The organism is Synechococcus sp. PCC 7335 (assembly GCF_000155595.1).
Classification (GTDB): domain Bacteria; phylum Cyanobacteriota; class Cyanobacteriia; order Phormidesmidales; family Phormidesmidaceae; genus Phormidesmis.
Genome location: NZ_DS989904.1, coordinates 1565555 through 1587795 on the forward strand (window position 1 = coordinate 1565555; position 22241 = coordinate 1587795).

The 22241-nt window shown below is 48.5% G+C and carries 24 protein-coding genes; 13 read left to right on the forward strand and 11 right to left on the reverse strand.

The annotated features are described in order from the left end of the window. The first annotated feature begins 48 nt into the window (after positions 1 to 48). Together S7335_RS06875 and grxC are read left to right on the forward strand one after the other, a co-directional pair. A complete protein-coding gene (locus S7335_RS06875) occupies positions 49 to 249 on the forward strand; it encodes an RNA-binding S4 domain-containing protein (protein ID WP_006457422.1) in 201 nt (66 codons plus the stop codon). Positions 250 to 399: 150 nt separating this feature from the next. Continuing rightward, a complete protein-coding gene (gene grxC, locus S7335_RS06880) occupies positions 400 to 660 on the forward strand; it encodes a glutaredoxin 3 (protein ID WP_006455447.1) in 261 nt (86 codons plus the stop codon). A 131-nt stretch (positions 661 to 791) separates the two neighbouring features. On the opposite strand, the gene hpf is transcribed toward grxC, so the two are convergent. After that, positions 792 to 1466 (reverse strand): ribosome hibernation-promoting factor, HPF/YfiA family, encoded by a 675-nt coding sequence (gene hpf, locus S7335_RS06885; RefSeq protein ID WP_006454986.1) that lies wholly within the window; start codon positions 1464 to 1466, stop codon positions 792 to 794. 239 nt (positions 1467 to 1705) lie between these two features. Between hpf and lipB the strand changes: the two genes are divergently transcribed. Next, positions 1706 to 2380, forward strand: coding sequence for a lipoyl(octanoyl) transferase LipB (lipB, locus tag S7335_RS06890; RefSeq protein WP_038015824.1), 675 nt, complete (start codon positions 1706 to 1708; stop codon positions 2378 to 2380). Between the two features lie 80 nt (positions 2381 to 2460). Here lipB and S7335_RS06895 read toward each other — a convergent pair whose 3' ends face one another. Further along, positions 2461 to 3729 carry a PP2C family protein-serine/threonine phosphatase gene (locus S7335_RS06895; protein ID WP_006456753.1) on the reverse strand — a complete coding sequence of 423 codons (1269 nt, stop codon included), beginning with the start codon at positions 3727 to 3729 and terminating at the stop codon, positions 2461 to 2463. Continuing rightward, positions 3719 to 4510, reverse strand: coding sequence for a hypothetical protein (locus S7335_RS06900; protein WP_006454047.1), 792 nt, complete (start codon positions 4508 to 4510; stop codon positions 3719 to 3721). The genes S7335_RS06895 and S7335_RS06900 overlap by 11 nt, the downstream gene beginning before the upstream one ends. Positions 4511 to 4567: 57 nt before the next feature. Between S7335_RS06900 and S7335_RS06905 the strand changes: the two genes are divergently transcribed. After that, positions 4568 to 6343 (forward strand): CocE/NonD family hydrolase, encoded by a 1776-nt coding sequence (locus tag S7335_RS06905; protein WP_006455369.1) that lies wholly within the window; start codon positions 4568 to 4570, stop codon positions 6341 to 6343. Here S7335_RS06905 and S7335_RS06910 read toward each other — a convergent pair. Further along, complete coding sequence (locus S7335_RS06910; RefSeq protein ID WP_038015827.1) at positions 6318 to 6752, reverse strand: hypothetical protein; 435 nt, start codon at positions 6750 to 6752, stop codon at positions 6318 to 6320. The genes S7335_RS06905 and S7335_RS06910 overlap by 26 nt on opposite strands. A gap of 202 nt (positions 6753 to 6954) precedes the next feature. Between S7335_RS06910 and S7335_RS06915 the strand changes: the two genes are divergently transcribed. Further along, positions 6955 to 8145: a histidine kinase gene (locus S7335_RS06915; RefSeq protein ID WP_006455387.1), complete on the forward strand. Its 1191-nt coding sequence runs from the start codon at positions 6955 to 6957 to the stop codon at positions 8143 to 8145. A gap of 92 nt (positions 8146 to 8237) precedes the next feature. Here the strand turns inward: S7335_RS06915 and S7335_RS06920 are convergent, their stop codons facing one another. Both S7335_RS06920 and S7335_RS06925 read right to left on the reverse strand, forming a co-directional pair. After that, positions 8238 to 8900 (reverse strand): PspA/IM30 family protein, encoded by a 663-nt coding sequence (locus S7335_RS06920; RefSeq protein WP_006456409.1) that lies wholly within the window; start codon positions 8898 to 8900, stop codon positions 8238 to 8240. A 75-nt stretch (positions 8901 to 8975) separates the two neighbouring features. Further along, positions 8976 to 10250, reverse strand: coding sequence for an SPOR domain-containing protein (locus S7335_RS06925; protein WP_006457042.1), 1275 nt, complete (start codon positions 10248 to 10250; stop codon positions 8976 to 8978). 127 nt (positions 10251 to 10377) lie between these two features. Here S7335_RS06925 and S7335_RS06930 point away from each other — a divergent pair, with 127 nt between their 5' ends. Then, positions 10378 to 10926: a DciA family protein gene (locus tag S7335_RS06930; RefSeq protein ID WP_006457392.1), complete on the forward strand. Its 549-nt coding sequence runs from the start codon at positions 10378 to 10380 to the stop codon at positions 10924 to 10926. A 611-nt stretch (positions 10927 to 11537) separates the two neighbouring features. On the opposite strand, the gene S7335_RS28385 is transcribed toward S7335_RS06930, so the two are convergent. Both S7335_RS28385 and menB read right to left on the reverse strand, forming a co-directional pair. After that, complete coding sequence (locus tag S7335_RS28385; RefSeq protein WP_006456698.1) at positions 11538 to 11777, reverse strand: hypothetical protein; 240 nt, start codon at positions 11775 to 11777, stop codon at positions 11538 to 11540. Positions 11778 to 12030: 253 nt separating this feature from the next. Then, positions 12031 to 12900: a 1,4-dihydroxy-2-naphthoyl-CoA synthase gene (gene menB / locus S7335_RS06940; protein ID WP_050765795.1), complete on the reverse strand. Its 870-nt coding sequence runs from the start codon at positions 12898 to 12900 to the stop codon at positions 12031 to 12033. Between the two features lie 182 nt (positions 12901 to 13082). Here menB and hemJ point away from each other — a divergent pair, with 182 nt between their 5' ends. Then, on the forward strand, positions 13083 to 13664 hold the full coding sequence (gene hemJ, locus S7335_RS06945) for a protoporphyrinogen oxidase HemJ (protein ID WP_006454376.1): 582 nt from the start codon (positions 13083 to 13085) through the stop codon (positions 13662 to 13664). A gap of 235 nt (positions 13665 to 13899) precedes the next feature. Further along, entirely contained in the window at positions 13900 to 14058 is a 159-nt protein-coding gene (locus S7335_RS06950; RefSeq protein WP_006454757.1) for a chlorophyll a/b-binding protein, read from the forward strand. 259 nt (positions 14059 to 14317) lie between these two features. Here the strand turns inward: S7335_RS06950 and S7335_RS06955 are convergent, their stop codons facing one another. Then, positions 14318 to 14641, reverse strand: coding sequence for a hypothetical protein (locus S7335_RS06955; RefSeq protein ID WP_006456955.1), 324 nt, complete (start codon positions 14639 to 14641; stop codon positions 14318 to 14320). An 89-nt stretch (positions 14642 to 14730) separates the two neighbouring features. On the opposite strand from S7335_RS06955, the gene S7335_RS06960 reads away from it, so the two are divergent. The 3 genes from S7335_RS06960 (at position 14731) to S7335_RS06970 (ending at position 16935) form a co-directional block, all read left to right on the forward strand. Next, entirely contained in the window at positions 14731 to 15585 is an 855-nt protein-coding gene (locus S7335_RS06960) for an ABC transporter ATP-binding protein (RefSeq protein WP_006456416.1), read from the forward strand. Between the two features lie 161 nt (positions 15586 to 15746). Next, positions 15747 to 16412 carry an SMC-Scp complex subunit ScpB gene (scpB, locus tag S7335_RS06965; protein ID WP_006456321.1) on the forward strand — a complete coding sequence of 222 codons (666 nt, stop codon included), beginning with the start codon at positions 15747 to 15749 and terminating at the stop codon, positions 16410 to 16412. A gap of 154 nt (positions 16413 to 16566) precedes the next feature. Continuing rightward, positions 16567 to 16935 (forward strand): DUF760 domain-containing protein, encoded by a 369-nt coding sequence (locus S7335_RS06970; RefSeq protein WP_006454885.1) that lies wholly within the window; start codon positions 16567 to 16569, stop codon positions 16933 to 16935. A gap of 134 nt (positions 16936 to 17069) precedes the next feature. Here the strand turns inward: S7335_RS06970 and S7335_RS06975 are convergent, their stop codons facing one another. After that, on the reverse strand, positions 17070 to 18329 hold the full coding sequence (locus S7335_RS06975) for an HhoA/HhoB/HtrA family serine endopeptidase (RefSeq protein WP_369791678.1): 1260 nt from the start codon (positions 18327 to 18329) through the stop codon (positions 17070 to 17072). A gap of 370 nt (positions 18330 to 18699) precedes the next feature. On the opposite strand from S7335_RS06975, the gene S7335_RS06980 reads away from it, so the two are divergent. After that, entirely contained in the window at positions 18700 to 19557 is an 858-nt protein-coding gene (locus S7335_RS06980; protein ID WP_227499958.1) for a M23 family metallopeptidase, read from the forward strand. A 169-nt stretch (positions 19558 to 19726) separates the two neighbouring features. Continuing rightward, on the forward strand, positions 19727 to 20782 hold the full coding sequence (locus S7335_RS06985) for a hypothetical protein (protein WP_006455848.1): 1056 nt from the start codon (positions 19727 to 19729) through the stop codon (positions 20780 to 20782). Positions 20783 to 20946: 164 nt separating this feature from the next. Here the strand turns inward: S7335_RS06985 and S7335_RS06990 are convergent, their stop codons facing one another. Then, positions 20947 to 22200: a CCA tRNA nucleotidyltransferase gene (locus S7335_RS06990; RefSeq protein WP_006456280.1), complete on the reverse strand. Its 1254-nt coding sequence runs from the start codon at positions 22198 to 22200 to the stop codon at positions 20947 to 20949. Between the last annotated feature and the right edge of the window lie 41 nt (positions 22201 to 22241).

Genomic DNA, 22241 nt, shown 5'->3' on the forward strand with positions numbered 1-22241 from the left:
GTGCAGGTTGCTATAGTATTACAGGTTATATGCAATGCTTATAGGGTGATGGCAGCAGACTTCATCAAGCTCGACCAATTTCTGAAGATAATCAACGTCGTCCGCTCTGGCGGTGAAGCGAAGCTAATTATCCGCAGTGGAGAAGTTTTAGTGAACGGTGAGATGGAACTTAGAAGGGGTCGTAAGCTATATGACGAGGATATCGTGACTATAGAAGATACCTCTTTTACAGTGCATATTTCCACCTAAGATTTCCAGTTAAGAAGATCTGCATCAGTATTAGGCGTTCTCTAGATGTCTTCTATAGGTCTTCTTCTATAGACCTTGCTTCTTGATACAGTCGAATTGCAAAGAACATTTTAGACTAGAGGTACATACGGTGCTATTTAGAGGAAAAGTATGCAGCCTAAGATTGAGATTTATACCTGGAGTCGCTGTCCATTCTGTATTCGAGCTAAGTCTCTATTAGATAGGAAAGGCGTCGAATATACGGAGTATTGCATTGATGGCGATGAAGAGGCCCGTAGCAAGATGGCTGAACGTGCTGGGAGAAGATCGCTGCCTCAAATTTTTGTCGATGAGCGTCACATCGGCGGCTGTGATGATATCCACGCGCTTGAGCGCAAGGGCAAATTGGATAGTTTATTGAAAGCTGCCTAGCTCTCGATTAATTTCAGTTGAAGTAGCCCTCTCTCTATAGGCTAGGAAGAGGGCTATCTTTCGAAAGCTCACCTTTGGTAAGAGGCGATAGAAAGCAAAGAGCAATCAAGGGAAAAGGCAACAGAAATTCGCTAGATAGCTTTTGCAACAGGAGTCAACCTGCTTGCCTTGTTCTCTTTGTGGTTGTTATTTTGAGCAACTTTGGTTTGGTGGTTCTGTCGAGGCTGTAGCAGACCGTAGCCCTTGTGGTTGCGCTCGTAGATAACATTAATTTCTCCAGTTTCTACGTTGCGGAACATGTAGAAGTCATGTCCAACGAGCTCTAGATTCTCGAGGGCAGTCTGTACAGTCATTGGCGGCATCGCAAAGTACTTGCTGCGTACAACTGTGTCAGGTAGTTTGGGCTGGTGGTTGAGTACTTCGCTAATATCGGCATTGTGAGAAGTAATATCAGGCGCGTTGATAGTGGCATCGACGTCTGTTGGCCGTACAGTAGCGTGATCTTGATCGCGACGCTTCTCTTTGTATTTCCTAAGCTGGCGGGTAAGCTTATCGGTCACCATGTCGATGCTGGCATATAGACTCTCGCTGCTCTCTTCAGCGCGAACAACGACATTGTTGAGGAAGACAGTGACTTCTGCGGTTTGTTTCGGGGCAATTCGGGGGTTGTTTTGGACAGACAGGCAGACATCTACTTTGTTGATAAGTGTTTGAAAGTGAGCGGTTGCCTTTTCGATTTTCTGATGTACATGACTACGGATGGCGTCAGTGATCTCGATGTTTTTCCCCTGGATTACTAGCTTCATGAAGTAGCCTCCCCTGTGGCGGTTTAGTTTTATGCTTTTTAAGCCTAGCATCGGCATTTTGGCCGAGTATCAAACTGTCAAACTTTTTAAGCATCCGTTGATAAATCTTGACTTGAGCCTAGGATCCGATATGTAAAAAAAGTGCTAGTGGGTAGAAAGGTAAAGACTATAAGCTGCTCAACGGTTTAATGCAAAGCTTAGTAGAACAGCTGAATAATAGTAGAACAGTTGAATAAACGGTGAATAAACGATTGGGCTATGTAGTCTCGCTAGAGACAGCGATACCCTATGTAAGGGCTTGGCGATGGCAGCAGCAGCTCGTCACGAGATATAAGCGTGCCGGTTGTAGTATGAGAGATACGCTGATATTGCTTCAGCACCCGCCTGTCTATACGCTTGGTCAAGGCGCTGATATCAGATTTTTGAAGTTTGCGCCTGGTTCTAAGCACTACGAGCTTCATCGAGTAGAGCGGGGTGGGGAAGTGACCTATCACTGTCCAGGTCAGGTGGTAGGCTATCCTATCTTAGATTTGAAACAGCATCGAATGGATCTGCACTGGTATCTCAGAGAGCTTGAGGAAGTGATTATTCTGGTGCTAGCTGAGTATGGGCTACGCGGCGATCGCCTTGAAGGGATGACAGGCGTATGGGTGGATGGATATAAGGTGGCAGCGATCGGTATCAAAGTAAGCCGCTGGATTACGATGCACGGGTTTGCTTTAAATGTGTGTCCGGATATGGGTGGATTTGAGCGCATTGTTCCCTGCGGTTTAGAGGGGAAGTCTGTGGGATCGATTGCGCAGTTTGTTCCAGACATCAGCTTGAAACAGGTCCAACAAACCTTGATCGAACAGTTTGAACAAGTATTTGGGCTCACTTTTGAGCCAACTTCAATATCTGATCTCAATTTATAAGGCTGAAGATCGAGCAGGTTAAGGATCGAGGACGAAGCAGGAGTACTTAATTTAATTAAGGACTAGATTGTGACAGGCAATCAGGTTTGAAAGTCAACTTCTAACAAAGAGAGATCATCGTCAAATCGATCGCCTCCAAAGCGACTGACTCGTTCGATGAGGGTACTGATGGTGAGCTGTTGCTGCGTCTCTAGCTCAGTCAAGATAGTGACCAGACCTGTTAGACCTAGCTGTGGCTTAACCGAATCTATCGGTGGTTTGGTTGGATAGATTTCGTAGATGCCATCGCTGAAGATGTATAGACGACTGCCAGTTAGGATAGTGCATTTCTCCGATCGATAGATACTGTCGTTCATCATGCCAATCGGCATGCCAGGGGTTCTCAGCTGCTGTAGTTTGACCACACTGTTTGAAGCGGAATGAGGACGCATCGCAGGCTCAACCAGTAGTGCCGGGGGGTGACCAGCACTGGCATAGACGAGCTGCCTGGTCACTCGGTGATAGACGCCGTACCAAATAGTGAAGTATTTATCGTTTTGCTCGGTCATCTTAAAGGTTTCGTTCAGCCCCTTTAGAACGGTCTCGGGACGACGAAAATCCACCCCGGGAAGTGACTGCGATCGCAATACATTTAGAACCGAGGTCGACAATAGCGCCGCTCCTAGGCCATGGCCTGATACATCTAGCAGATACATGACCAAATAGTCAGGATCGAGCCAGTAGTGATCAAAACAATCTCCCCCTAGCTCTTGAGAAGAGATAAATCGAGACGTGATTGAGATACAGTTTTTAGCATCTGCCGGCGTATCTTGAGGTAGAAGCGATGTAACGTAGGTAGCTGCCTCCGCTAACTCATTCTCTAATCTACGCGTTTGTGCCCTGAGTGCTTGCATGAGCTTGTGAAGTCGTAGCCCAGAATTGACCCTAGCGACTAGCTCGGCTGTATCAATAGGTTTGATGAGTAGATCATCTGCGCCAGCTTCTAATGCTTCTACTCGATTGGCAAGATCGCTATGGCTAGTCATGATCAAAAAAGCAGTGGTCGCTAGCTGAGGATCTTGCTTGATTTGGCAGCAGATATCAATTCCGCTAGAACCGCCAGGCAAGAGCAGATCGCAGATAACAACAGAAGGGGCTAAGTGAATCGCCTTGTGAAGGCCACTATCTGCGTCATTGGCGGTTTCCACACGATAACCATGCTTTTGTAATAGCCGCTGTAAGCCCTGCAAAATATAGGGATCATCGTCGATTAACAGAATATCGGTCAGCGTCACCGGATGAGCTATCAAACTCTGACGAGTCGACGCTCCTAGCTTTAGATATGGCGTAGATGATGCGTTAGAAGTCATAAGCGGCCTGAACAGGAATATCCTCTTCCGACGAGCTAGACGGAGTGTGAGGCGCTTCTAAAATAAGACGGCTGGAAATAGAATGGTTCCACAAGTCAACGAAATCGACTAAGTAGTAGGGCAGCTCATCCGAGCCATCTGTTTTTCTTTCGGGTATGACAAAATCTTCTAGATCAAATAAGTGTAATCGCTCCATCGTATCGACTTCAAAGGGCTCTAGAATGTTGGCTCTATAGGCTCCTGATTCATCGATAGCACTAAAGCAGCAGACCTGATAGTAGTTTTCTCCCGAGAGCTCACGGTATTGCACAAGGGTATAGACATCGGCAGGCTGAATAGGAAAGGGCAGCGAAAGCGCAATTTTCTGCTGGGTTGGTAGGAACGAGAGACGCACAGCCTTACGCACACCATAGTAGCCGACTTTATCTGGCTGAAGCGGGTACTTGCGGTGGCGGGGCTGAACATAAGTTCGCATAAAGGTAGCAATGCCAAGTGCTTCCTCGGTGTACGCGCCAATTAGGCTGACGTGAACATCGTAGGCAGGAACATTGCTGATATTGAAGACTTCAAGGGCAAGACTAGTATGCCCTTCTGAGTCTGTAGTTGGCTGTAAGTCCCAGTAAAGATGGGGCAGGGCAGTGAGACTGAGCCGTTTTTCTACGACGTTGCGATAGTAGCTGCTCTCTTGCCTTAGCTGTTTGAGGTTTTTATTGGTTAGCCATACATAGGCTCCTGTTAATCCAACTAGCACCAGGTTACTAATGATCAAAATGGGTTCCATGCCATCCCCTTGCTTATCCCTATTATCTCCTCAGTATTCAAAACCATACCCCAAACTATGATTTCTATTCAGGCGCAGCAGACCCTTTCTATGTATACGCGCGACGGTGTGCGGCTCGATGCAGATGTCTACTTCCCCAAAGGAGCCGGTCCGTTTCCGGTTTTGTTGATGCGGCAGCCATACGGGCGAGCGATCGCTTCTACCGTTGTTTATGCCCACCCTCGCTGGTACGCTGCGCATGGCTATATCGTCGCCATTCAGGACGTTCGAGGGCGAGGAACCTCTGAGGGTGAGTTTTCACTATTTGCTTACGAAGTTTTAGATGGGGAAGACGCGGTTGAATGGGCTGCGCGGCTCCCAGGGAGCGATGGCCAAGTAGCGATGTACGGCTTCTCTTACCAAGGTATGACTCAGCTACAGGCGGCGCAGTCAGCTCACCCGGCGCTTAAGACAATCGTGCCAGCAATGACTGGCTATCATCTCTATGAAGATTGGGCTTATGAAAATGGAGCGCTGTGCTTTCATCTAGGACTAGTGTGGGCAATCCAGCTAGCAGCGCAAACTGCTCAAATAGAGGGCGATAGTCAGACTTATCAGAAGCTAGTAGCGGCGGCTCGCACTCTGCCGACAGATGAGTCCACCCCAGGTTGGCGTGAGGTCCTAGCGGATGTAGACACCTTTTTTCACGATTGGGTGAGTGCGCCCAAAGGCGATCGCTATTGGCAGCAGCTAACGCCGCAGCTCGACCAAGTCGATCTACCCATGCTGCATGTGGGAGGCTGGTTTGATCCGTATTTGCGAGGGGACTTGCGGCGATACCTGGAGATGGCAGCGCGTAGTCGATATCTGCATCATTTTTGGGTTGGACCCTGGATTCATATCCCCTGGGGCCGAAAAGTAGGCGCGATGGATTTTGGTCCTGCTGCGGCTAGTCCAATTGATCGACTACAGCTCCAGTGGTTTGATGGAATTTTGAAAGGAGAGAATATGGCTAAGCTGCGGCAGTCGCCGCCGGTGAACCTATTTGAGATGGGCCGAAATCAGTGGCGATCGCTCGATGCCTGGCCAACCGAGCAAATGACTGAGCAAACGACTGAGCAGCTGGCGGTAAACTCAGCAGTCTCCAGATCAGAAGACAAAACCAAGCCAGAAAACAACACAATAACTTATTTTCTCTATAGCGATGGACTCGCAAATGTTCGTGAGGACAGCGGCGTGCTCAGTGAGTCATTAACCCAGATGCCGCAGTTCGATACGCTCGTACATGATCCGTGGAATCCTTGTCCTGCTGCGGGTGGTCACAGCTCAATTCCTGCCGGGGTGTTTGAGCGCACGGCGGTGGATGCGCGAGGGGATGTACTGACCTATACATCAGCGCCATTCGCCGAGGAACTGCGGGTGGTAGGCGTGCCAAAAGTAGTGATTGCGATCGCCGCGTCAACGACCAGCTACGATCTTTGCGCCATACTCTCTAGAGTCGTCCGGGGCAACGTCTACAATCTCACACAAGGGTACGGGCGATTTCAGCACTTGGCAGACCGGGAGCTAGTAGGCCAGAACTCACCCGGCCAGAGCTTAAAAGGAAGATCCGTCTCACTACCACTACACCCCACTTGCTTTAGCCTCTTTCCTGGAGAGTCTTTGCGCCTGAGCCTAAGCGCCGCCTGCTATCCTGCTTTTTCAATCAACCTTGGAACGGGAGCGTCCCAGCAGGAAAGTAAGGCAGTAGACGCTCGGATCATAATGCTGACGATCGCGCTTGGTGGCAACATTGCAGATCAATGGCCTGGTTGTGATGGTACTCTACTCAAGCTGCCGGTAGTTCTTGATTGAAAACTTCGAACACCCGACGACAGCAGTTTCTCAAAGATTCTCCTGAAGCTGGATCGGGTATGATAGCGCCTTCAAACTGCCAGTTATCGATGGTAGATAGCCGCCACCGTTGCCCCTGATGATCAAATCCTGCGATTTCAAGGCCGATGGCACGGCGCCGATCGCTTTCAGTATCCTGATGAAGACGAATTTGAATCAATAGACTACGGCACTGAAATAGACGACTAACGCCTGGAAAGTGAAATCCGATATCGACTGAATCCGGGTCGATTAAATCTCGCGTTGTAGAATCGTTCAACCAGGGTTTGAGGTCTGCTCTTAGGTCGGGTAACTCGGACTTAAAGAGTCCAATCGTTGCTGCAATCTTACTAGCAAATTCGATTGTTGATGCTTGTTCGGCTGCGTTCACATCACCTCACTGAATTCAGTTCATTTATTGTAGCGGCCAAATATTCGTGAGTAACTAGTGATTGCAATTCCAATTAATCCTAGTCTGGCGATCTATCAATGTCTTCTGGGCTTTTCATCGGCTTCTTAGCCCAGTGCTTGTAGACTCATTTTGTGGAATGTATCATGTAGACTTATCCAAACACGTCATGGTAGGAAGCTGAATGGAGGGGCGCACTCCGGTTTTGCCTAAGGATAGTAGACCCTTCAAACTATTGTTCTTTGTTGACAAACGACCGAACTCAGCCGAACAAATTCGGCAAATTCGCGCTCAGGTAAAGGCGCTCTGTGCACCGGATGAGGTTGGTCTAGAGATTGTTGATGTCAATAACCAACCTTATTTAGCGGAGCGATTCAAGCTGGTGGCCACGCCTGCACTGATTAAGGTTTCAGAGGACAGCTACCAAATCTTGGCGGGTGGTGATGTGGCTACTAAATTGGCACACTGGTGGCCACGGTGGAATCAAGAGCTCCTCGATGAGTCGTCAGAAAACGACAAAGTGGTTTCCCTTTTGTCTTTATCTGGATCTGATGGTGTCAAAGTCAATGCGGTCGATCAATCCACCGAGGTGATTAGGCTCTCTGATGACATCTTTCGGCTAGAACAGGAAAAAGAAACGCTATTATCTCAGATCGAGTTTAAAGATCGCATTATTGCGATGATGGCTCATGATTTACGAAACCCACTGACAGCAGCTTCGATTGCCTTAGAAACTTTGGAGCTAGCCTTTGAACCGAACGGTGCGAAAGCAGATAAGTTTACGCCAGAGCTAATTGCTCACCTGCTCCAGAGCACTAAGACGCAGATTCGAGCGGTCAGCAGCATGATTACCGAGATCTTGAAGGCTGCTAGAGGCTCTGATACCAACATAGAAGTTTCGCCACAAGATTTAGACCTAAACGATCTGTGCATGACAGTAATCGAGTTTTTTGCACCGAAACTATCGGCTAAAAAGCAGACTATCGAGACTGACCTACCGCAGGATCTGCCCCACGTTTATGCCGATGCGGATCAAGTACAAAGAGTCCTTAGTAATTTAGTCGACAACGCAGTTAAATACACGCCTGTGGCAGGAAAAATTGGCATCGCAGCCCTGCATCGAACAACCGAAAAGGTGCAAATTAGCATTAGAGATAATGGTCCGGGAATTCCTCGAGAAAACCAGAAGAAAATTTTCGAGGAAAGCTTTCGGCTAAAACGCGATCGCGCTGAAGATGGATATGGTCTGGGTCTAGCGCTTTGTCAGCAAGTAGTCAGGGCCCACTATGGAGAAATTTGGGTTGATTCCAAGCAGGGCGAGGGCAGCTGTTTTCACTTCACCTTGCCTGTGTATCGAGGAACCAATGGGAGTTGATACGACGCTTTGTAGGTTAAGGGTTGTAGCGTTTGAACAGGCTATACGCTCAGTGCAGATCGCTATACATGCTTGGAAGTTACACGCAGGGCTTAGTGCCCTTCAATCATCTTTGTCTTCATCTCGGCTAGCTGCGCGTCGATGCTGCCTTGTCCTTCAAGCTGTGCAAACTGTCGTTCGACATCGTCTGCGCCTAACGTTCCGGCAACTTCTGCCTGCGCCTCTAGGTCCATGATTCGCGCTTCCATTTTTTCGAACGCGCCGGTAGATCCTGGCGAATTACTCATCAGCATCTCGTGTAGTCGAACGCTCGACTGAGCAGCTCTAGCCCTAGCGATATACATATCTTTTTTTGTACGGGCTTCAGAAATCTTTCGTTCTAATAGGCTCATATTAGACTTTAGCTGCCGAACGATTTCTTTTTGCTGAGCGATTTGGGGCTCGAGCGTTTGAACGGTTTGGCTATATGTTTGGCGGCGTTCGAGGGCCTCTCTGGCGAGGGGATCGTCCCCCTTTTGGAGGGCAAGCTGGGCTCTGTTGTACCACTCTTGAGCCGTACGCCCAGCCTGCTCATACTGCCTTTCAGTGCGCTTTTGGGTGGCGATCGCATGAGCCACCGCCTGACGCATAGCGATTAAATCACGCTGCATATCCTGCAGCGTCTGCTGCAGGATCTTTTCAGGATCTTCAGCCCCCTTTACTAGCGTATTGACATTAGAGCGAACCAAGCGCGAAATGCGATCAAGCAGTCCCATCGGTAGAGCTCTCCAGTGAACTTACTGAATTAAAGATAGCGCTGGATACACTCGTACGCTATATGGCAAGTTTCTTTACTCTGTCGTAGGACCATACACTTCAGCCACAATGTTATTCTCTTTTAATTTTTCAAGAAACTGCTCTGCGGATTGAGCGTTGCTAAAAGCTCCTACCTGAATCCGATTACCATCGGCAAACCGACGGACAAAAGCTTCACTGATAGATTGTCTAATTTGCCAGAGACCCTGCTCTGATCTGAAAGGAACCGTGACGTAGTAGGTTTGCCCAATCGGCAATACAGCGGCCTGTGTCTCAGTCGCTACTGAAGCTGAGTTAGGTCTAGCCACAGACGGTATGACGGTCTCTACTGGTCCCGCCGAAGATAGCCCTGATGGATGAGAAGGCGTCGTCGGTGGCTGCCCTGCGCTAATAGTACTAGGAATGATAGGGTCACTTTTGGGCATCTGCAGCGAGCTAAGATTGTCAATTTTAAGTTGGACGAATTCAGCGCTCGATAGGTCTGGTCCAGGCGGGTCAAACGTCGCAGCAGCGGTGTTTTCTATACCAAGAACCGGACTAGGATCAGCCAGTTCGTTGGCTAGACGCTGCTCGGCAAGCGAATTTGACATGACGTAGCTAGCCCCCAATCCGGTTAGGAGTCCTAAGCAGCCCAGCACTGCGCCAGCTAGTAGAGAAACGGTTTTACGTCTAGATTGACCAGTAGCTGCAAGCTCAGCTGGGTTGGGCTGTGCTGATTTGTCCTCTAGGCTTCCGATGAGTTTTGTAGAAGAGGCTAGGTAGCTGCTAGGCGTGCTTATTCCAGATAGAGTTTGCGCAGATTCCCCCGGCTGGTGAGCCTGTGTGACCTGACTTAGTGGGGAATGAGTTTGTGGAGCGATAGTAGGAACTATTCCACTGCCGACAGCTTTGGCTTTAGTCTGATCGGCTTCAGTCAGTGAGCTTAGTAAGGCGGATGTGGATATGCTTGCTGAATGACTGGTTAGCTCATTAGATGAGTTACTAGATTTTTGCTGCGCCCAGAAGCGGATCGATGGCGGATTAGCGTCTTGGCTGTCACGATCATAGTAACCAGCGGCCATTAGCTTTCTATTAGGCGGAACTGGCGGTGGGGTACTTACTAGAGTCGCCTCGACTGGTTCCACATCAGAAGCCGGATCGCTCTGTGTGTTTCTATAGGCATCTTCTCGGCAGATATCTTCTCCACTCAATCCTGTGAGCCGACGACTACGACGATACCGAGTTAGCTCAGCGTCTAGACTGATATCAACGCTGCCTAGTACAGCACCTAGCCGAGCCGATAATTCATGAGTAGTACGCTGCGTCGCCATGACAGACCCCTTCATTTGTAATAGTTAATAGAAGGTGCCCTATGTGACCAAGCGAAATAACATCATATCTTGATGTATCAATGCTGAACCCAACCCAAAAACCAATACATCTAAACCCAGTTTAACTATGGGACTAGAAGGCCTAAATAGCCTAATCAAGGGGCTAGAGACTCAAGATAGCTGGCAGACGCAACGACAGTTTCGCTTAGTGCTAGCGCATTGGCCGAAGGCAGTTGGCTTTGCCGTGGCTAGACAAACCAAACCCGTCAGAATATGTAGAGCAGAACTCTACGTTGCAACGGCTACGCCTGTATGGGCTCAAACACTTACCTACGAACGATTCAAAATTCTACGAAAGCTAAATCGCTATCAGAGCCAACCTATCAAAAACATCCGATTCTCTACAGCGCAATGGACTACGCCTGAAGCCAAATCAGCGCGATCGCGCCTACCTAATCAAACCAGCCTCCAACACCCTAGCCATACCGGACAAACAACTCAGCCCTTCGACACTAAAGCAACGACCCCTATGGAAGCGTATGAAAGATGGGCTCACCTGATTCAACGAATGCAGCAGAGTCAGTCGCTATGCCCTAACTGTCGGTGCCGATGCCCACAAGGAGAATTAGATCGGTGGTCTGTTTGTGCCCTATGTGCAAGCAAACAATGGCAGTAAGTCTATCATCAGCGGGATCATGCCGTAGTACTTTCCCGACGTCTAGTACTCTACCTACGTACTATAGCTTTGGTCACTTAGCTTACGGCATAGTCACTGGCTATAACCCTTGTGTTTCAACAGGCTAAGTGACTCGCAAGGTGCGAATGCATCCGCACCTTGCTATATGTCCATCGAAAGCCGTTTGTATTTTTTCATCGATCTCTATTAAGCCAATTAAAAATCATCCCTTCCTGGGCATATTTTTGATTGATTTTAATGATAAGAATCCCCTCATTGCGAAAGATTACAGTTCTTCTAATCTATGAGCTTTTTCTCTTGTGAATGGCAAGTCTAAATAGGTGATCCCCGAGGATGGCTGTTTCTTCAAGATGGCTGAAACTCCCGTGGGCAACCATGTTTCACTTCTTTACTGAAATCTGAAGAAAATGTAAACATAGAACAAGTCCTTTTCTTATTGATTCACTCATGCTGGCAATAGATTCGGGTTTTTTTATGTTGGAAAATGGCTTCTTTAATTAAGTCATTATGAAGTTCGAGACTATAAACTTAAGAAACTCAATTATGGCTGCTTCAAACTGTGAAATAAGTCGCTGTGGGCTGTGCAGATTCTATTCCCATGAAGGCAGACGCGGCGGACAATGCAGTCGACTGAGTGCCCCTGTGAATGCTCGCTGGAGTGCCTGCTGCTTCTCGGATGCTCCTTTTGCAGACAGCTCACAGCCCCCATCGGGGATCGCAGAGTGGATGACACCACCTGAGCAGATTAGCTCTAGACAGATTAATTCAGTTTTATTTTCTGCTAATGCTTCTACAAGTACTTTTAAAAAGACCGTTTGTTCAGCGATCACTGACTAATCTAGCCACCTGATCCCGTTGCTTAGTTTTGATTGTCTAATCACCTTAGCGATCGCAAATCAAGAATTAGGTGAGATCAAGATTAAGTTAGGTCGAAATTAGACAGCGAACGACTATGTCTCTCATGACGACATAGTCGTTTTTAATAGAAACTATCTTTTTAACTTTGATTCTTCGCTAACTTGTAGCTGTGTAGCTAGGGCTAACTGTATTTTTAAGAGCAGCTAATTCTTCCTTGATGACTGCTTAGGGTAGCCAAGGAAACTTTTTGAAATCCGGCTGTCTCTTTTCTAAGAAGGCTTGTTTCCCTTCAGCACCTTCTTCACTGAGGTAGTAGAGCAGAGTTGCATTTCCCGCCAGCTCTTGCAGTCCTGCCTGTCCATCGCAGTCAGCGTTGAATGCCGACTTTAGGCATCGAATAGCAATGGGACTTTTCTGCAGAATCTCTTGTGCCCACTTGATGCCTTCACTCTCTAGCTGGTTGATTGGCACCACAGTATTAACTAGACCCATATCCAAGGCCTGCTGGGCATCATACTGACGACAAAGAAACCAGATTTCACGTGCCTTTTTTTGCCCAACGACTCTGGCCAGATAGCTAGCGCCAAACCCACCATCAAAGCTGCCCACCTTTGGTCCAGTCTGGCCAAAAATGGCATTATCAGCTGCGATACTGAGGTCACAGACCAAATGTAGTACATGTCCACCACCGATGGCGTAGCCTGCAACTAGCGCAATGACAACCTTAGGCATAGAGCGAATCAGCTTTTGTAGGTCGAGGACGTTGAGCCTAGGGATACCATCTTCTCCGACGTAGCCTGCCTTTCTACGAACGCTTTGATCGCCGCCAGAACAGAAGGCGTATTTACCATCAGTGTGTGGTCCCATCCCAGTCAACAAAACGACGCCGATAGTCGTATCTTCTCTTGCGTCATGAAAGGCATCGTACATTTCAAAGACTGTTTTGGGGCGGAAGGCGTTGCGTTTGTGGGGGCGATTGATAGTGATTTTCGCCATGCCATCAGCTTTGTGGTACAGAATATCTTCGTATGTCCCGATCGGTTTCCAGGAGACAGAATGCGAGTCGTGAGCTGGGCTGGGCGTGGGTCCAGGCATGAGTAAGTGTCCAAATGAATAGTAACGTTAAGAACCTATGAGCTATGCGATCAAAATATAAGCTGCTAGCGGAAAATAAAGGGCACAGTCCCGAAGAAAGTTTGGCTGCCAGTTGGAGTTAGTGGTCCAGGCTTTCGTTGGTGCTCTTATCGCTCTCCTAATGAAACAGGCAAAGATATTCAATGGCTTATTACTGGTTCAAAGCGTTTCATCTTGTTGGTGTGGTGGTTTGGTTTGCAGGTTTGTTTTACCTGGTGCGCCTATTTATCTACCATGTGGAAGCAGAAGAAGAGCCAGAACCTGCTCGTAGCATTTTGAAAAAGCAGTACGAGATTATGGAGACTCGGCTGCTGAAGATCATTACAACGCCGGGTATGCTGCTGACACTAGCAATGGCGGGAGGACTACTATGGCAGCGTCCAGATGTCCTGCACGAGGGCTGGATGCACGCTAAGTTGGGATTTGTGGTGCTGTTAGCCGCCTATCACATGTACTGCGCCAGGCTTCGTAAACAGCTAGCGGCTGGTGAATGTGGTTGGGGCCCGAAGCAGCTGCGAGCGCTCAACGAAGCCCCTACGCTGCTGCTAGTAACGATAGTGATGTTAGTCGTTTTTCAAAACAGCTTTCCGACGAATGCGACAACATGGCTGATAGCAGGGTTAATTTTATCGTTCGTGATCACGATTCAGTTGTATGCCCGAAAGCGTAGATTAGACAAGGAGCGCGAAGTGGCTGAGCTAGCTGTTTCTGAGCAGATGTCGTGAACAGAGTTGAAAAGATAGCGTCGGAAAAACTGAGGAGTTTTCTGCAAAAAAGCGGTCTTCTAGCCTGATTGCACCCCATACTGCAGAGTGAATGTCCTTCGATATCCCAAAATATATCGGAAGATACAGTTAGGTTTTGTTGAATTCGTTAACATGTGTTTACATTGCTTAAAGATGTTGGTGCTAATGCTCCAAATCTTGAGGCGAAGGAAATAGCTAATTGAGGAAACGAACAATGGAAAATTCACCTACTACAAACGAACCAGCTAAGTTAGGATTCACGGAATTTGCTGAGACCTGGAACGGTCGACTAGCAATGATTGGGTTCGTCTCTGCGATCGCAGTCGAATTTGCAACTGGCAAAGGTATCTTGAGTCAGCTTGGCTTGATGTAGAGATTCGTTTGAACGCATTAAATACAATAAATAGAACGTTTAAAAATTGAGCTTAAAAAGGTATAGGGACTCGTAATCTTTGCGAGTCCCTTTTTATTCAAGACTTTATTCAAGGTTTTGTTTGAGATATCGCGTTCGCCACTGCGCTCGACACAGCCGCAATCTTACGTCACAGAGGCTACTGCATATGGGCCAGGTCAGGTCAAGCCTTCGAATGTTCGTCTACTTTAGTCTTCTTGACTATCTCTAGTCTTCTTAACTATTCTGTGTCCGCTTGTTCGGCATCAGGCGCTAGCCAAGTCGACATAGCTTTCAATTCAGCAGGAATTTCTTCGTCCAAATAAAACTCTAGTTGAGTTTCTTTGAGGCCTAAGTAGCCCGACTCAGCAAATGAAGTGAGCATCCGTGTTAAGGCAATCCATACGCGCTCTTCAAATTCCCAATCTTTTCGAAACGGAGCGCGATCAGCAATGGATTTAAGTGCCCAAAAATAGCTATTACGGACCACTGATCCGGTCTTTTTGTAGGGCGGGACATCTTCGTTACGTACAAAGAGGACACCATTTTCTATTCTAGCTCGCATGAGGCGATGGATATCTGTAGTAGGGAAGTAGAAGAAAGTCTAGCCGATTGAGATAGGCTGAGTAGGTAAGTTGATAGGGCTTCAAACTGATGGTTGCAGCAGTCTCTCTGCAAAACGTTCACAAAGTCTATAACAATATTTGCGTGGTAAACGATCTGTCCTTAGCGATTGAGCCAGGAGAGATTTTCGGACTTTTAGGACCCAATGGGGCAGGCAAATCAACGACGATTCGGATGCTGACAACCCTGGCACAGCAGACGCAAGGCGATATTGTAGTAGCGGGCTATGACGTCAGTCGTCAGCCTACCGAAGTTCGCCGTCAAATCGGTGTCGTGCTACAGCAGGTTAGCGTGGATGCCGACATGACCGTCTGGGAGAATATGGAGTTCCACGGACGGATGCATCATCTCCCAGCGGCCAGGCGACAAGCGGAAATTCGCCGTTGGCTAGCGTATGTAGGCTTAAGTGATCGCGCCAATGATAAAGCGAAAACGCTCTCTGGTGGGATGAAGCGCCGTTTACAGATTGCCAGAGCGCTACTGCATCAGCCTAGCATTTTGTTTCTAGATGAGCCGACAGTAGGATTAGATCCGCAGACTAGGCGGCGACTGTGGGAAATTATCCTAGAGCTGAACCGTGAGCACAAGATGACGATGCTGCTAACGACGCATTACATGGAAGAAGTGGAATACTTGTGCGATCGCATCGGCATTATGGACAAAGGCGTACTGATTGAAAGCGGCACCTTGGGTGAACTACGGCAGAAGCATGGCGAAGGTATTGTTATGAAGCAAAAAGGCGATAGATGGGAGTACTTGTTTTTCCCCTCTTTAGCTGCAGCTAACCAGTATCTAGATCAGCAGCCAGACAAAACAGGAATGATGACACGGCCTGCCAATTTAGAAGACATCTTTGTAGAGCTGACTGGGCGAAACCTAGACTGATTCTGGGCGAGCAGAACTGAGAACAGCTACGAACAACTACTCTAGGCCAAAGGTTGAATAGAGTTTAGAAAGGCGTGTAACAGAGGCGAGTATAACGGCGAGTGTAACTAAGTGCGTAGCCCGCGCAACTGAGTGCGAGTATATGAGAAGAGAGGTGAGTGATGTCTCAGCTAGCAAATAAGATTGAGGCAATTCTATATTTGAAGGCTCAGCCTTTGAAGATTAGCCAGATTGCGGAATTTGCTCACTGTGATCGCGAAACAGCAGAAGAAGGCTTGATTGCCTTAATGAATGAGTACGCCCATCGTGAAGGCGCGCTTGAGATTGCTGAGACAGAAGAAGGCTATGCGCTACAGCTACGAGAAGTGTATAAACCTTTGGTCGATACCATTGTGCCTTTGGACATTGGCCTAGGGGCTCTGCGGACACTCGCTGCGATCGCGTTACGTGGGCCGATCGCTCAAAGTGAGTTAGTTGACGTGCGTGGCTCAGGTGTATATCAACATGTTCCCGATCTGGTCGATCAGGGTTTTGTCAAAAAAAGGCGTCAGGCAGATGGCCGCTCTTCTTGGCTACAGGTGACTGAAAAGTTCTACCAGCATTTCGAGATTGATAAGCTACCTCAGATTTCGACGCTGCGGCTGCCAAAGCAGAAAGCTGAGCCAGCTACCCACCAAGATCACCACCCCGATAGTGAAGCAACGCATGAGGCTAGCCAAAGCCGTGATCCTAGCGCTGTTGATTCAGCTTCACAAGCGATGCTAGCAGCTAGAGCAGAAGAGAAGAAGCCAGAAGAGGCTGCTTCAGAAGCTCCAGAAGCTACCTAAGCACAGTATTATTCGTTAAGCTGTGTATAGTTAGTAACCATAGATTTCCTTAATAGTTCATAGGAAATTTTATAGACAGGGCATTTGTGGGGGAACATACCAGTTTTAAGAGCGTTTCCCACGGTTAAGCTAAGGTTAGTTATTCCTCATTCATATGGTTTTCAATCCTGAGAGCGCAGACTTCACCAATCTCAACTCGGAAGAGAGTATGACGAATGAGCTGTTGGACTACCTACAGCATCAGCCTCCCGAAGTGCTAAGCAGAGTGGCGCAGTCTGTTAGCGGTGAAATCCGACAAATTATTTCTCACAACGTTCAAGGATTGGTAGGCGTGCTACCTGCGGACGGGTTCAACGTGCAGGTCAGCACCGATAGAGAAAACCTCGCAGGCTTACTGGCTTCAGCAATGATGACAGGTTATTTCTTACGACGAATGGAGCAAAGGATGGAACTAGAAACCAACCTTTCCGGCTCCTTGGGCCCAGACCTAGATCCAACCGATAAACGCAAAGCTGAAGAGTAGTTCCCCTCGCGATAGCAGTTCCACTTGTGACACTAGCCTCTCCCAGTCAGATGCGATACCAGGTGCGATACCAAGTGCAACTTGGATTTGCCTCTTTCCCAGCGAGTACGAGAAGTGCTACGAGATCAGCGCGGCTACAGGTCCTCCGGTAAAGCGGTTGGCTTAACACTGATCCGCTGAGTCTTCCCGGCGCGAATAACGCTAACCTCTAGCTCTTCGCCAATGCCACCGTTTTCGACTTGGGACTGCACGTCGGTAACGTTCTCTACTGCATTGCCGCCAATCTTCGTAATCAAATCGCCTCGCTTTAAGCCAGCAGATTCGGCTGGCGTACCAGGCATCACTCGAACGATAACCACGCCTTGAACGGCGCTAATATTGACGTCAAGATCTTCATCCTGGTTAAGGCGATCGCGCATCTGCTCATTTAGATCCACCATTTGGATCCCAAGATAAGGATGCTGCACCTCGCCCGTTTCAAACAGCTGATCTGAGATTCGCTTAGCCGTTTCGATAGGAATTGCAAAGCCAAGCCCCTGCGCGTTCGCTCGAATTGCCGTGTTCATCCCGATGACTTCACCACTAGCATTGAGCAATGGACCACCAGAATTTCCTGGATTAATTGCTGCATCAGTTTGAATGAACTGGACACGCTTGTCGGCGATACCAACTTGAGTACTCGATCGATCTAGAGCACTAATAATGCCAGCGGTGACCGTATTGTCTAAACCGAGCGGATTACCGATGGCGATCGCCCACTGTCCGGGTGATAGATTGTCTGTTGTCCCTAATGGTGCGCTCGGTAAGTCATTGGCATCGATCTTGATGACTGCGACATCGGTAATCTGATCAGCGCCAATGACTTCTCCTGTGAAGGTGCGGCCATCCTTAAGCGTAACCTCTACCCTGTCAGCCCCTTCGATGACATGGGCATTGGTCATCAGCTTGCCATCGGGGCTCAAAATGAAGCCAGAGCCAGTTCCCTGTTCTAATCGCTCTGGAAGTTGGGGAGTACGAGGAAGCTGAGAATTGCTATCCTCTTCTTCAAAAAAACGATTGAACAGACGACGCTCGAAGGGATCGCTCAAGCTGCTAACCGATCGAGAGGCATCAATTCTGACGACGCTAGGGCCGACTCTATCGACCGCGCTAGCAATAAAGTTGGCTTCACTAGGCAGGGTGCTAGCAGGTACTGGCAGCGTAGTGACAGTTTCTTGAGCAGTTTGAATGGTAGTAGGGTTCTGTACCTGATTAGGGATCGCCGGCTCAAAGATATTGAAAGGCTCAGACGCTGTCTGTTGAACATATGCATGCCCTGTCCAGCCTACTCCTAAGCCTAGCAGTAATAGGAATCCACCCAGCCCTAATTGTTTAGGAGAAATCCCCATGCTCACTGCCTAGAAACGATGTTTGATGCCAAAAATATGAAGGCGTTCCCACTACTTTAACGAGTTCTGTCGTCTTTGAGAGTGACCATCAGCCGACGTTTTCTATCTTCTATTTCCTGATAGACAAGGCCGCTCACTGAAGATAAGATTAGGCTCTCTTAGGATTCTTACGCTGAGTTCAGGGCGTTCAATCCGGCGCTGCCTAGTCAAGTGCGTTCATTCCAGTGCATTCAGTCCAGTGCGTTGAGCTAAGGGCATCAAGTCAGTGCATCACAAGCTCTTCGCTCGTTCCTCGACTTAAATTTAGCAAATTAGGGATTAGCTACCATCAGAATGACTACCTGTTTCCATTATTAGCTTTCGACCGAAAATGTTTATGCGGCGTCTATTGACTATCTTTTCTGTTGCGATCGCACAGCTATCTATCTCGTCAGTGATGGCTTCCGCTGTGGCGGCTAGCTGTCCAGCAGCACTCTCACGATTGCAGCGTCACCAAGCTACTTCTGGTGAAACTTTAGCAACGATAGCTGAGCGCTACAGTTTGCGCTCCGACACGCTTGCTAGGTTCAATGGAGGTCTAAATCCTTCCCCAAGTGCTGCTGTGCCTGGCGGCTACGAGGTAGTCATTCCTCCTTTTGATGGTCAAGTGGTCGCTGGTGCTTCTAGCGATACCTGGCAGAGCCTAGCTGAAAGATACGACAGCCAACCAGATCTATTGTTTGAGCTAAACGGCTGCGTTAGCCAAGTGCCTAGCCGCGTCTTTATCCCCGGTGCTAGTAGAGGTATGAGTAGAACGGTAGCGGCTAACCAGGATGTGATCGCACCACAGCTATCCGGCTATCCCTTAGCCGAGCCTGCCGCTATCCAACTGAGCTATGGTTGGCAGCCGCATCCTGTCCGAGACGAAGTCGTATTTAACAGCGGTCTAGCGTTTGGTGTGCCTATTCCGACTGAAGTGAAGGCGGTAGGAACGGGCATTGTTGCATTTGCGGGGGAGCGTGAAGGCTATGGACAACTGCTGGTAATCAACCATGAGCAGGGGTTGCAGACCAGATATGCCAATCTAAATGAGATTTCAGTCTCTGTGGGACAGTCTGTATCGACTGGTTCAACGGTAGGCGAGGTTGGAGATAGTCAGCCAACTTATCTGTATTTCGAGGTCCGTCGCAATTCACCCTCAGGATGGGTTGCTCAAGATCCTGGTGATTATCTTCCGGCTTTAGAACTCCGTTAATTTTACGGAGTGGTTTTGGAGCGTTTTGATGTTATTCCAAAGAAAACCCGATCGAAAACTAGCCAATCGTTCGATATACCTTTACAATTCCGATAACTTTATAGGAAAGAGGCTCTCTATAGAAACTCTTTGTACGGTACCTTAGCAGGCAAAAAAGAGATTAAAACGTATGAAGCTTCCGACGATAGCCAACTTTAATAAAGTGAAGCTTCTATGCCTCAGCCCTTTCCAGAGAACTGCCCGGAGAACTGCTAGAAGGCTATCTCCTTCTGAAAAAGCTGACCTAGGTTATCCCCGAAGGCCCACTCATACCAAAGACGAAAACCGCAAGATTGAAAGGAAAAAGAACGAAAAAAGTGCCTATCGAATAGTACTTACGCTGCTGTTAGTTCGACCTTGGGTTTTAGTCTTGGGCTTTTGGATATCTTCAGTGGGGCTTGGCACGCTAGCACTAGGAGGCATGCTAAGTCCGGTAAGACTGACTAAGGCGCTTCCAAAGCCTGCTCCTGCTGATACTGTTCAAAGCGCGACTGAAAGGAATGCTGGTTTATCACCTTCCGACACGGCAACTAGCGAACAGTTGTCTTTGGCGCTGCCCTTTGTTTTACTAATTAGCTCCTGTGTGGTGGGTTGCTTTGTAATCTCAAGGCGACGAGCGATGAAGATGGCCGTTGCTAGAGCGCGAGCTCGCAAGGCCCATAGCGGTTTGCGCAGCGGTTCAAACATGAGTGTGCCTACTCGTCGCAAGCGTAGTGTCAACCAAGCGGCGACTGGTAAATCTGTTGCTAGTAAATTGGGTAGTAAAGCCGGGAGTGCTGCGGGCTATCCAGTTAGAAAGGCGCCGATACGCAGTATGACAAACGCTGAACCGACTGCTAGGACAACAGCTAAAACAGCCGCTGACGTTTCTCTGCCAAACTTTAGAAGTCTTGCTGCTGAGCTTCGTTCGAAGCAACGAACACGCTCTACGACCGGACAAGCAGCTCGAACATCAGCTAGATCTAACAGGAAGAGTAAGCGGGCCTTGGTATCTCGAGCAACGGTGGCGCGTTCTAACACGCGCTCGCAGCAGTCACGACCTAGCGTGAGAAGTACTCGCCGTGCGGTTAGTCGGCGTCGACAGCCAGTGGTCAGTGTGGTACCCGCTAGCGAGATGCATGCCCTGGACTGGAGTGAGAAGAGTTTGGCGCATGAGATGGATGTGCGTCATCGGTCGGCGATGTAGTTGCGATGTAGTCCATCCAAGTACGGTATCGTACATAGGGTCGCACCTGCGGTGTATGAACGGTTCTAGCAAGCTCGAATTTGTAGAACTGAGGTGCTATAGAACTAAGGCGCTATAGAACTAGGGCCTAATAGAGCTAGAGAGTTAGCCCCTTCTAATGACAGCTAGGCATCTAGGATATAGTGCTTTTTAACCCAGGCGATCGCCTCTGTTTGGGTCTTGATTTGACCTTCTGCCTGAGCCTGCTCGACCGCAGCTAATATTTTGCCAATTTGAGGGCCGGGCGAGGCTCCTAGCTGCTGCATCAATAGATTTCCATTCAGTAGAGACTGCGCATGAGCAACCGTATCTTCTGGATCTAGAAACCGATCGATCATCGGCTTTAGTACCGGCATCTTCACACCCCGAGCTAAAGCGAGTAAGGCAACTGCTAGAAAAGCATCCCCTACTAGCTTGAACAAGAAGAATTGCTGGGCTCTATCCATCGGGCCGCTGCAAAGCTGAGTAATCGCTGGGCCGGCTTGTACAAGCTTGAGAATACTCTTCGCTTCTGAGCGGCTGTATTTGAGCTGAGCAAGTTCTTGAGCGGCGCAAGCAACGTCCGGGCTAAGTAAACAGCTAAGTTTAGCCACTTTTATCCAGCTACGATAGCAGCCCACCGGAACGGGCTTAACCCAACCGCTTAATCTCTGAGCGAAAGCGGGATAAGTTGCTTGAAGCTGCGCAATCGTCGTCTCAATTGCCATAACCCGCTGAATACTGCTGCGATCAAAATGGGGTAGGCAGAACGCTAATAGTCGATTCTCCCAGATAGCGTTAAGCTGAGCGCTGCTAGCTGAAAGGCTAAGTAGTGCATCAAGCTCACTTCGAACTCGCTCCATTGATATCTGCTGCAGCTTAGGTGAGAGCTGTCCAATAGCAGTTTGAGTCTCGTTTTCTAATGTGAAATCTAGCTGAGCGGCCTGACGGTAGGCTCTCATCAATCGCAAGGGATCGTCAGCTAGATTTTGGTAGCTGACCATACGTAGGATCTTGTTATCGAGATCGATTTGACCATCGAGTGGATCGATCAGTTCCTGGCTATGGGGGTCGAAGGCGATCGCATTAACGGTGAAATCGCGTCGTCGCAAATCGTCTTCGATGTGATCACCTTGCTGTTGGGCAAAGTCGATCGTCACCTGGTCGAATACGACTCTGGCAATCTGTCTGGCTTCATCTAAAACCACAAATCCTGCTTTGTATCGCTTGGCTAAGGCTAAAGCGGTTTCTATCGACTGATAGGGCAGCACTAAATCTAAATCTAGATAGTTAGAGCGCCGTTGCAGAAGCTGATCGCGAACGCTACCGCCGACTAGATAGGTTTCATCAGGCAGCTCGTCGATAGAAAAAGGCCAAGTTTCAGGAACAAAAGGAGACATGCAAGGACAGTAACCACAGCGTCTGTGGTCCGCCATCATAA

Bases quoted from the DNA above. Each gene is read 5' to 3' on its own strand.
- S7335_RS06875 (WP_006457422.1), top strand. From the start codon at position 49: ATGGCAGCAGACTTCATCAAGCTCGACCAATTTCTGAAGATAATCAAC.
- grxC (WP_006455447.1), top strand. From the start codon at position 400: ATGCAGCCTAAGATTGAGATTTATACCTGGAGTCGCTGTCCATTCTGT.
- hpf (WP_006454986.1), bottom strand. From the start codon at position 1,466: ATGAAGCTAGTAATCCAGGGGAAAAACATCGAGATCACTGACGCCATC.
- S7335_RS06895 (WP_006456753.1), bottom strand. From the start codon at position 3,729: ATGACTTCTAACGCATCATCTACGCCATATCTAAAGCTAGGAGCGTCG.
- S7335_RS06900 (WP_006454047.1), bottom strand. From the start codon at position 4,510: ATGGAACCCATTTTGATCATTAGTAACCTGGTGCTAGTTGGATTAACA.
- S7335_RS06905 (WP_006455369.1), top strand. From the start codon at position 4,568: ATGATTTCTATTCAGGCGCAGCAGACCCTTTCTATGTATACGCGCGAC.
- S7335_RS06915 (WP_006455387.1), top strand. From the start codon at position 6,955: ATGGAGGGGCGCACTCCGGTTTTGCCTAAGGATAGTAGACCCTTCAAA.
- S7335_RS06920 (WP_006456409.1), bottom strand. From the start codon at position 8,900: ATGGGACTGCTTGATCGCATTTCGCGCTTGGTTCGCTCTAATGTCAAT.
- S7335_RS06925 (WP_006457042.1), bottom strand. From the start codon at position 10,250: ATGGCGACGCAGCGTACTACTCATGAATTATCGGCTCGGCTAGGTGCT.
- S7335_RS06930 (WP_006457392.1), top strand. From the start codon at position 10,378: ATGGGACTAGAAGGCCTAAATAGCCTAATCAAGGGGCTAGAGACTCAA.
- menB (WP_050765795.1), bottom strand. From the start codon at position 12,900: ATGCCTGGACCCACGCCCAGCCCAGCTCACGACTCGCATTCTGTCTCC.
- hemJ (WP_006454376.1), top strand. From the start codon at position 13,083: ATGGCTTATTACTGGTTCAAAGCGTTTCATCTTGTTGGTGTGGTGGTT.
- S7335_RS06950 (WP_006454757.1), top strand. From the start codon at position 13,900: ATGGAAAATTCACCTACTACAAACGAACCAGCTAAGTTAGGATTCACG.
- S7335_RS06955 (WP_006456955.1), bottom strand. From the start codon at position 14,641: ATGCGAGCTAGAATAGAAAATGGTGTCCTCTTTGTACGTAACGAAGAT.
- S7335_RS06960 (WP_006456416.1), top strand. From the start codon at position 14,731: ATGGTTGCAGCAGTCTCTCTGCAAAACGTTCACAAAGTCTATAACAAT.
- scpB (WP_006456321.1), top strand. From the start codon at position 15,747: ATGTCTCAGCTAGCAAATAAGATTGAGGCAATTCTATATTTGAAGGCT.
- S7335_RS06970 (WP_006454885.1), top strand. From the start codon at position 16,567: ATGGTTTTCAATCCTGAGAGCGCAGACTTCACCAATCTCAACTCGGAA.
- S7335_RS06980 (WP_227499958.1), top strand. From the start codon at position 18,700: ATGCGGCGTCTATTGACTATCTTTTCTGTTGCGATCGCACAGCTATCT.
- S7335_RS06985 (WP_006455848.1), top strand. From the start codon at position 19,727: ATGAAGCTTCCGACGATAGCCAACTTTAATAAAGTGAAGCTTCTATGC.
- S7335_RS06990 (WP_006456280.1), bottom strand. From the start codon at position 22,200: ATGTCTCCTTTTGTTCCTGAAACTTGGCCTTTTTCTATCGACGAGCTG.